This is a genomic window from Tissierellales bacterium, assembly GCA_035301805.1.
GTDB lineage: Bacteria > Bacillota > Clostridia > Tissierellales > DATGTQ01 > DATGTQ01.
The window spans coordinates 17,808-27,087 of record DATGTQ010000202.1; the positions used below are offsets into that span (position 1 = coordinate 17,808).

Below are 9,280 nucleotides of genomic sequence, written 5' to 3' on the forward strand. Positions count from 1 at the left end.
GGTGAATTTTTTGCAAACAGCAATAGCGGCAATCTTTGTATTTTTATTTGTAATTTTGTTCCATGAATTTGGACATTTTGCAGTAGCAAAATTAGTTGGAATTAAGGTACATGAATTTTCTATTGGTATGGGACCTAAATTATATCAAAAACAAACTAGTGAAACTGATTATACTATAAGGGCATTACCTATAGGTGGATATGTAAGAATGGAAGGTGAAGATGAACGTTCTAATGATCCGAGAAGTTTTAATAATAAGCCAATATGGGCAAGAATGGCTGTAATTGTAGCAGGTGCTATTATGAATTTCATATTAGCTATTATTGTATATTCAATTATTTCAGGTATAGTTGGAGTACCTACAACGGTGATTCAAGAGCCTATAGTAGACTCACCTGCCCATAGGGCTGGATTGGAATCTGGAGATTCAATTATTAGAATTAACAATAAAGACGTAAAAAGTTGGAATTCTATAGTTGTAGAAATAAGTAATGCCAAAGCAGATGAAGAAATGGAAATTACAATACTTAGAAATGGGGAAACAAAAGATATTGCTTTAATACCAACTTTTAATAAAGAAGAAGAAAGAATAATGATAGGAATAGCACCAGTAATGGAAAAAGGATTTCTGTTATCAATAAAGGCTGGTTTTCAAGAAACTGGTACAATATTAAAACTTATGTTTCAGTTTTTAGGAATGTTATTTAGGGGTGAAGTAACGTCCGATTATTTATCTGGTCCTATAGGAGTAATTCATACTATAGGTGATGCAGCTAAATATGGTTTTATAAATGTACTTTCTTTAATGGGATATATTAGTGTAAACTTAGGCTTCTTTAATTTATTACCTATTCCTGCTTTAGATGGTAGTAGAATATTATTTTTAATTATAGAGTTGTTTAGGGGCAAACCAATGGATCCAGAAAAGGAAGGTGTTATACATCTTATAGGATTTGTATTATTATTAGGTTTAATGGTATTTGTTACCTATACAGATATTGTTAGGTTTAAGCTATTGGGAAGGTGATATTGTGGAAAGAAGAAAGAGTAAAAAAATTATGGTTGGAGATGTACCAATTGGTGGTGATGCACCTATTACTGTCCAATCTATGACTAATACAAATACTAAAGATATAGATTCAACAGTTAAACAAATAAAGGATTTGGAAGAGGCAGGTTGTCATATAATAAGGGTTGCCGTAACAGATATAGAATCATGTAAGGCTATAGGTGAAATTAAAAAAGAAATAAATATCCCCTTAATATCTGATGTACAATTTGACTATAAATTAGCAATTGAATCAGTGAAAAATGGGGCTGATTGCTTAAGAATTAATCCTGGTAATATTGGCTCAAAACAAAAGATACAAGAGGTAGTAAAAATATGTAAAGAAAGAAATGTACCCATTAGGATAGGTGCTAATTCTGGCTCTATAAAAAAAGAATATTTGGAAGAATATAACGGTGTCAATGCAGATTCCATAGTCTATAGTGCCTTGGAAAATGTACGAATACTAGAGGGAATGAATTATGATAATATAAAAATTTCTTTAAAAGCAAGTAATGTGGATTTAACTATAAAATCTCATGAAAAAATGGCTAAATTAGTAGATTATCCTTTTCATTTAGGTATAACAGAGGCAGGTCCACCATGGCAAGGAACTATTAAATCAGCTGTAGGCATAGGTTCTTTACTTTCTAGGGGTATAGGTGATACTATTAGAGTTTCCCTAACAGGTGATCCTGTAGAGGAGGTAAAGGTGGGGCGGGAAATACTTAAGTCTTTAAATTTATTAAATGAGGGTGTAGAAATTATTTCATGTCCTACCTGTGGTAGAACTCAAATAGATTTAATTAAAATTGTAGAAGAGGCTTTAGAAAGATTAGACCCTATTAAAAAGCCATTGAAGGTTGCTATAATGGGCTGTATAGTTAACGGACCAGGAGAAGCAAAAGAAGCGGATATAGGTATTGCAGGAGGTAAAGGAAATGGTATAATATTTAAAAAGGGTAAGATTATAAAAAAGGTAAAGGAAGAAGAACTACTAGATGAATTGATTAAAGAAATTGAAGAACTATAAACATAATAACTAATGTATTACTATAAGTGTTAGAGGGGGACCCTAAAAAATATATGCCAAGAAAAAAATTAGAATCAATTATAGATGATAATTCTAAACTTAAAAAAATAAGTGATATAGAAAATCTTTATTTAAAAAAAGTATATGTAAATACTGAAAAAAATATATTAAATATAATACTGTCTTCAAAGGTTATAATAGATGATAAAATATTTGAGTTATTAAAAGAATATTTTACTACTAAATTTAATTATAGGTTCCATATTAATTTTAGAATGAACTATGATTTAGAGGATATTAGTGTTGGAGATATAATGGATAAGTATTGGGATAATATACTTTATTTAATTCAAAATCAGGTCCCTTCAAGTACAGCTTGGGGGGATAAACTAGATTGGGAAGTAAATAATAATAGTTTAATTTTAAAAGTTAGTAATGAAATATTATTATATGCTATGAAAAGCAATTCAGTGGATAGGAAAATTCAAGGTAAAATAAATAATGAACTAAATAAAAATATTAAGGTGGAAATTATAAGTAAAAGCTTTAGGGAACAAAATGGAGAAATAGTTAAAAAGTCTGTTAAGGCTGAAAAGGAAATTGCTAAAGGAATGGTGAATTGTTCTAATAATAAGAAGGTTAATAAACCTAGAACCCTAAGTAATGGATATTCCTATGGTAAGAAAATAAAAGGGGATACAATCCCTATTAAGGATGTAAACAACGAAAGTGGCAATGTAGTAGTCATGGGAGAAGTATTTGATTTAGAAACTAGGGATATAAGGGGAAATAAAAAATTATTTACCTTTAATATAACGGATTATACTTATTCTATGGCCGTAAAAGTATTTTTAGGCAAAAAAGATTATGAAAAGTTTGAAAACCATGTTAAAAATGGAGCTTTTGTAAAAATAGAAGGCAATGCAGTATATGACACTTACTCTAGATATACTGTAATAATGCTTAAATCATTAGATGTAGTCGAAAAGCCTATGAGAAAAGATTATTCTGAAGAAAAACGAGTAGAACTTCATCTTCATACTAAAATGAGTTCTATGGATGGGGTTACTAATTTTTTTGATTTAGCTAAAAGGGCTAAAGAATGGGGTCATAAAGCAATTACTATTACTGATCATGGAGTTGTACAAGGTTTTCCAAATGCTATGTATGCTAGTGAGGAACTAGGTATAAAAGTCATTTATGGCCTAGAGGGTTATTTAATAAATGATAGTAAGCTTATTGTATCGGAGACAAACGATGATATAAACAACAGCTATGTAGTATTTGATATTGAAACTACTGGTCTTTCCCCTAAGAATGATAGAATTACTGAAATAGGGGCAGTAAAGATTGAAGATGGTAAAATTGTTGATAGATATAACCAGTTAGTAAATCCAGGAGTACCTATACCAGAGAAAATTGTAGAACTTACAGGAATAAGTGATGAATTAGTAAAGAATGAGCCTAAAGTTAATGAAATACTACCTGAATTTTATGAGTTTATTAAAGACACAATATTAGTTGCCCATAATGCAAGTTTTGACATTGGCTTTATTAGGGAAAATTTCTTCAAAATAGGGATTAATATAACTAATCCAGTATTAGATACTCTAGGATTGACGAGAGCTTTATTTCCTCAATTAAAAAGCTATAAATTAGATAGGGTAGCTAAATATTTAAATGTTGAATTAAAGGACCACCATAGGGCGGTAAATGATGCAGAGGCTACGGCTAATATTTTCTTGAAATGTTTAGATGCATTATCTGATAAGGGCATTAAAACTTTAGATGATATAAACAAAAGATTGCTTTCTAATAAAAATATAAAAAATGAAGAAACTTTCCACATAGTAATATTAGCGAAGAATCAAACTGGACTGAAGAATTTATATAAACTTGTATCATTGTCTCATTTAGAACATTTTTATCGTAAGCCTAGGATACCGAAATCTATATTGGATAAATATAGAGAAGGTTTAATTATTGGTAGTGCCTGTGAGGCTGGAGAACTATATAAGGCTATATTAACTAATAAGAATTTTAATGAAATAAGAAGTATTGTTGAATTTTATGATTATTTAGAGATTCAACCTATTGGCAATAATAACCACTTAATTAGAAAGGGATTAGTGAAAGATGAAGAGGAGCTCAAAAGGATAAATAAGCAAATTGTTGGTTTAGGGGAAAGATTTAGAAAACCTGTAGTTGCTACAGGTGATGTTCATTTTTTAGAGCCTGAAGATGAAATCTATAGAAGAATTTTAATGTTTGGCCAAGGTTTTTCAGATGCAGATATACAACCACCTTTATATTTTAAATCAACAGATGAAATGCTAGCTGAATTTGATTATTTAGGAGAGAAAAAAGCAAAGGAAGTTGTTATATATAATACCCAAAAGGTGGCCAACGCTTGTGATGATTTAAGACCAATTCCAGAGGGAACTTATCCGCCAGTAATTGAAGGTTCAGATGAGAAATTAAAAGACATTACTTTTAATAAAGCAAAAGATATTTATGGAGATCCATTACCAAATATTGTGGAGAAAAGATTAAACAGAGAATTAAATTCAATTATAGAAAATGGATATGCAGTAATGTATATTATTGCTGAAAAGCTTGTTAATAAATCATTAAAGGATGGTTATTTAGTTGGTTCTAGAGGTTCTGTTGGTTCTTCTTTTGTAGCTACCATGAGTGGAGTAACAGAGGTAAACCCTTTAGTTCCTCATTATGTATGTCCAAAATGCAAGTATAGTGAATTTATAGAAGATGGTTCTGTAGCATCTGGCATAGATTTACCTGATAAGGATTGTCCAAATTGTAATAATAAATTAGATAAAGATGGCCATGATATACCTTTTGAAGTATTCTTAGGTTTTGAAGGGGATAAAGAACCAGATATAGATTTAAATTTTGCTGGTGAGTATCAGCCAGTAGCCCATAAGTATACAGAGGATTTATTTGGAGAAGGCTTTGTCTTTAGGGCAGGTACTATTGGAACTATTGCAAGTAAAACTGCCTATGGATTTGTACGAAAATATTTTGATGAAAAAGATGGCTATGTTCATCCAGCTGAAATTAATAGATTGGTGGAAGGATGCTCTGGCGTTAGACGAACTTCAGGACAGCATCCAGGTGGTATTATGATTGTACCAGAGTATAAAGATATTTATGATTTTTCCCCTATTCAATACCCAGCAAATGATAAAGATTCTGGAGTTATCACGACTCATTTTGATTATCATTCTATAAGTGAACAAATACTAAAATTAGATATATTAGGTCATGATGTTCCTACTATAATAAAGATGTTAGAGGATATTACTGATAAGGATGCTCTTAAAATATCTTTAGATGATGAAGAGACTATGAAGCTATTTACAAGTATTGAACCTTTAGGCCTCAATGAAAAAGACTTTAATTGTGAAGTAGGAACCTTAGGAATCCCTGAATTTGGAACTAGGTTTGTAAGACAAATGTTAGTTGATACACAGCCAACAACTTTTGCAGAACTTGTAAGAATAAGTGGTCTTTCTCACGGTACTGATGTTTGGTTAAATAATGCTCAGGATTTAATAAAAGAAGGAAAAGCTACTTTAAGCAATGTTATTTCTACAAGAGATGATATTATGCTTTATTTAATCTATGAGGGACTAGATAAAAAGTTAGCATTCCAGATAATGGAGAAAGTTAGAAAAGGTAAAGGCTTAAGTGATGATGATGAAAAGCAGATGAAAGAAATTAATGTGCCAGATTGGTATTTAGATTCTTGTAATAAAATAAAATATATGTTCCCTAAGGCTCATGCTGCAGCTTATGTTATGATGTCTTTTAGGATTGCTTATTATAAGGTTCATTATCCAGAAGCTTTTTATGCTACTTATTTTACTACTAGAGCTAATGATTTTGATGCAGGTTTAGTGTTGAACGGTAAAAAGGTTGTGGAAGAAAAGATAAGGCAATTAGAAAGTTTAGGTAATGATAAAACAGCAAAGGAAAAAAATTTATTAACTGTATTGGAAGTTGTTTTAGAAATGTATTGTAGAGGGTATAATTTTGAAAATGTAGATTTATATAAATCCCACAGTGACAAATTCTTAATAGGAACTAACGGTATTATTCCACCATTAAAAACTATAGAAGGAGTTGGAGGAAGGGCTGCTAGAAATATTGTTAAGGAGAGAGAAAAAGGGAAATTTATATCGATAGAAGACTTTGCTACTAGAGCTAAGGTTAGTAAGACGGTAATAGAAGCTTTGAAAGAACATAATTGTTTCTATGGATTACCAGAAGCCAACCAGATAAACCTTTTTAATATTTGATTTTTCGCCATACTATGTTATAATGATATTGACAATGAGAGGAATCTTTTTCAGTAGAGAGTGGGTGGACCCACTCTTTACTTTATTTATAGGGAAGAATAATATTTTTAATTTAAGAAAAAATAGGTTTATACCGTGGAGGTGATTTAATTGAGTAGAAAAAAAATATTAGATTCAGCGAATGAAATTAGTACATTAGCTGCTGAGGCTTTAGGATATGAATTAGTAGATTTAGAGTTTGTTAAGGAACATTCGGAATATTTTCTAAGAATATATATAGATAAGCCCGGTGGTGTTAATTTAGATGATTGTCAGAAAATGAGTGAGATTGTCAGTGAAAAATTAGATGAAGTTGATATTATAGAAGTTAGTTACTATTTAGAGGTTTCATCTCCTGGTTTAGATAGACCTTTAAAAACAGATAAGGACCTAAATAGAAATATAGGAAGAGATGTAGATATTAGCCTATATAGTAATCTAAATGGGAAGAAAAAATATTCTGGGGAATTGATAGGTTTTAATGAAGAGTATGTAGAAATTAGAGATGATCAAGGAATAGAGACCCAACTTCCTAAAGAAATAATATCTCTAATTAAATTAGCTGTTAAATTTTAGAGGAGGTTTATTTAGAATGAATGCTGAGTTTATAGAGGCTCTTGAAGAAATAGAGAGAGAAAAAGGAATTTCTCAAGATATTATCTTTGATGCATTAGAATCTGCATTAATTTCAGGATACAAGAAAAACTTTGGTTCTTCTCAAAATGTTAATGTTGAAATTGACAAAGTAACCGGCGAGGTAAAGGTTTTTGCAAAAAAAGTTGTTGTTGATGAAGTGGAAAATAAATTTTTGGAAATTAATATAGAGGAAGCAAAAAAAGTTGATGATAAATTCCAATTAGAGGATATTGTTAATTTAGAAGTAACACCGAAAAACTTTGGACGAATTGCAGCCCAAACAGCTAAACAAGTTGTAATGCAAAAAATAAAAGAAGCAGAAAGAGATGTAATATTTGGCGAGTTTATAGATAGGGAAAATGAAATAATTACTGGACTGGTTCAAAGGGTAAGTAAAAATGTTGCTTATATAGACTTAGGTAGAACTGAGGGAATACTTCCCCCTAATGAACAAATAGAGGGAGAAATATATAAACAAGGTGATAGACTTAAGCTTTATATTTTAGAAGTGAAGAAAACTACTAAAGGGCCTCAAATTATACTATCAAGATCCCATCCTGATTTGGTAAAAAGGCTATTTGAATTAGAAGTACCGGAGATTCATGAGGGAATAGTAGATATATATGCTATTTCTAGAGAAGCTGGTTCTAGGACGAAAATGGCTGTCAGCTCAAAGGATTCTAATGTAGATCCAGTAGGTGCTTGTGTTGGATTTAAAGGTAGCCGTGTAAAAGCAATAGTTGATGAATTAAATGGTGAGAAAATTGATATTGTAGTTTGGAGTAAAGACATGGATGAGTTTATAGCAAATAGCTTAAGTCCTTCGAAAGCTTTAAAAGTGGAACTTAATGAAGTAGAAAAGTCTGCCGTAGTTGTTGTTCCAGATTATCAACTTTCATTAGCCATAGGTAAGGAAGGCCAAAATGCTAGATTGGCTGCAAAGCTTACAAATTGGAAAATTGATATAAAAAATGAAAGTCAGTATAAGGAGGAAAAAGAGGGGCTAGAGGAAGATGACTCACCTATAAATAATAACGGGGGTGTATAATTTGACAAAAATTAGAATATATGAATTAGCTAAAGAATTAAGTATGAATAGTAAAGATTTAATAGAAAAAACAAGTGATTTAGATTTAGATATTACCAGTCATATGAGTACAATTAATGATGAGGAAGCTGAATTAATTAAGGAACTTTTAGAAGATGAGGGAAATAAGAGTGAAGAAACTAATGAAAAGGAAGAGAAAAACGTTCTTCAGATAGGGGATTCTATTGTAGTAAAAGATTTAGCAGAAAAAATAGGTATTTCTTCTAGTCAATTAATTACTAAATTAATAGGTTTAGGAATTATGGTAAATCAAAATCAAGAAATAGATTTTGATACTGCAAGTATTGTGGTAGATGAATTTAATATTTCAATTGAACCTATTGAAGAAGTTGACAAAATTGTAGAGGACGAATTTGAGCAGTTTAATTTAGATTATAAAGATAATGAAAAGGATTTAAAATCTAGACCTCCTGTTGTGACTGTAATGGGCCATGTTGACCATGGTAAGACTTCTCTTTTAGACGCTATTAGAAAAACTCAAGTAACAAAAAAGGAAGCTGGAGGTATAACTCAACATATAGGTGCTTCCATAGTGTCAAATAATGATAAGAAAATTGTATTTTTAGATACTCCTGGCCATGAGGCTTTTACTGCTATGAGGGCTAGGGGAACTCAAGTAACGGATATAGCTATTTTAGTAGTAGCTGCAGATGATGGGGTTATGCCCCAAACCGTAGAAGCTATTAACCACGCTAAGGCTGCAAATGTCCCAATAATAGTGGCTATTAACAAAATGGATAAACCAGAGGCAAGTCCTGATAGGATTAAACAAGAGTTAACAGAGTATAGTTTAGTTCCTGAAGATTGGGGTGGAGACACTATATGTGTTCCTGTGTCAGCACTAAGAAATGAGGGTATAGATGAATTAATGGAGATGGTGTTATTAGTTGCTGAAATGGAGGAACTAAAAGCCAATCCTAGTAGAAAAGCTGTAGGAACTATAATTGATGCCCAATTGGATAAAGGAAAAGGGCCTGTAGCGACTGTTCTTGTCCAAAAAGGAACTTTAAAGGTAGGGGATATGGTAGTTTCTGGATCTGCTTTTGGAAGGGTTCGTGCTATGTTCAATGATAATGGCGAAAGAGTAAAAACTG

The 9,280-nt window shown here is 31.2% G+C and carries 6 protein-coding genes; all 6 read left to right on the forward strand.

Annotated features, from left to right (window positions below):
* Position 1 precedes the first annotated feature (1 nt).
* Positions 2-1,027 carry an RIP metalloprotease RseP gene (gene rseP, locus VK071_10600; GenBank protein HLR35758.1) on the forward strand — a complete coding sequence of 342 codons (1,026 nt, stop codon included), beginning with the start codon at positions 2-4 and terminating at the stop codon, positions 1,025-1,027.
* A 4-nt stretch (positions 1,028-1,031) separates the two neighbouring features.
* Complete coding sequence (gene ispG / locus VK071_10605; protein HLR35759.1) at positions 1,032-2,081, forward strand: flavodoxin-dependent (E)-4-hydroxy-3-methylbut-2-enyl-diphosphate synthase; 1,050 nt, start codon at positions 1,032-1,034, stop codon at positions 2,079-2,081.
* 53 nt (positions 2,082-2,134) lie between these two features.
* Positions 2,135-6,403, forward strand: a complete 4,269-nt coding sequence (locus VK071_10610; GenBank protein ID HLR35760.1) for a PolC-type DNA polymerase III — start codon at positions 2,135-2,137, stop codon at positions 6,401-6,403.
* Positions 6,404-6,553: 150 nt separating this feature from the next.
* Entirely contained in the window at positions 6,554-7,018 is a 465-nt protein-coding gene (rimP, locus tag VK071_10615; GenBank protein ID HLR35761.1) for a ribosome maturation factor RimP, read from the forward strand.
* A gap of 16 nt (positions 7,019-7,034) precedes the next feature.
* Complete coding sequence (gene nusA, locus VK071_10620) at positions 7,035-8,126, forward strand: transcription termination factor NusA (GenBank protein ID HLR35762.1); 1,092 nt, start codon at positions 7,035-7,037, stop codon at positions 8,124-8,126.
* Between the two features lies 1 nt (position 8,127).
* A partial coding sequence (gene infB, locus VK071_10625; GenBank protein ID HLR35763.1) for a translation initiation factor IF-2 occupies positions 8,128-9,280 on the forward strand: 1,153 nt, incomplete at its 3' end.

Bases quoted from the DNA above. Each gene is read 5' to 3' on its own strand.
- VK071_10610 (HLR35760.1), top strand. From the start codon at position 2,135: ATGCCAAGAAAAAAATTAGAATCAATTATAGATGATAATTCTAAACTT.
- nusA (HLR35762.1), top strand. From the start codon at position 7,035: ATGAATGCTGAGTTTATAGAGGCTCTTGAAGAAATAGAGAGAGAAAAA.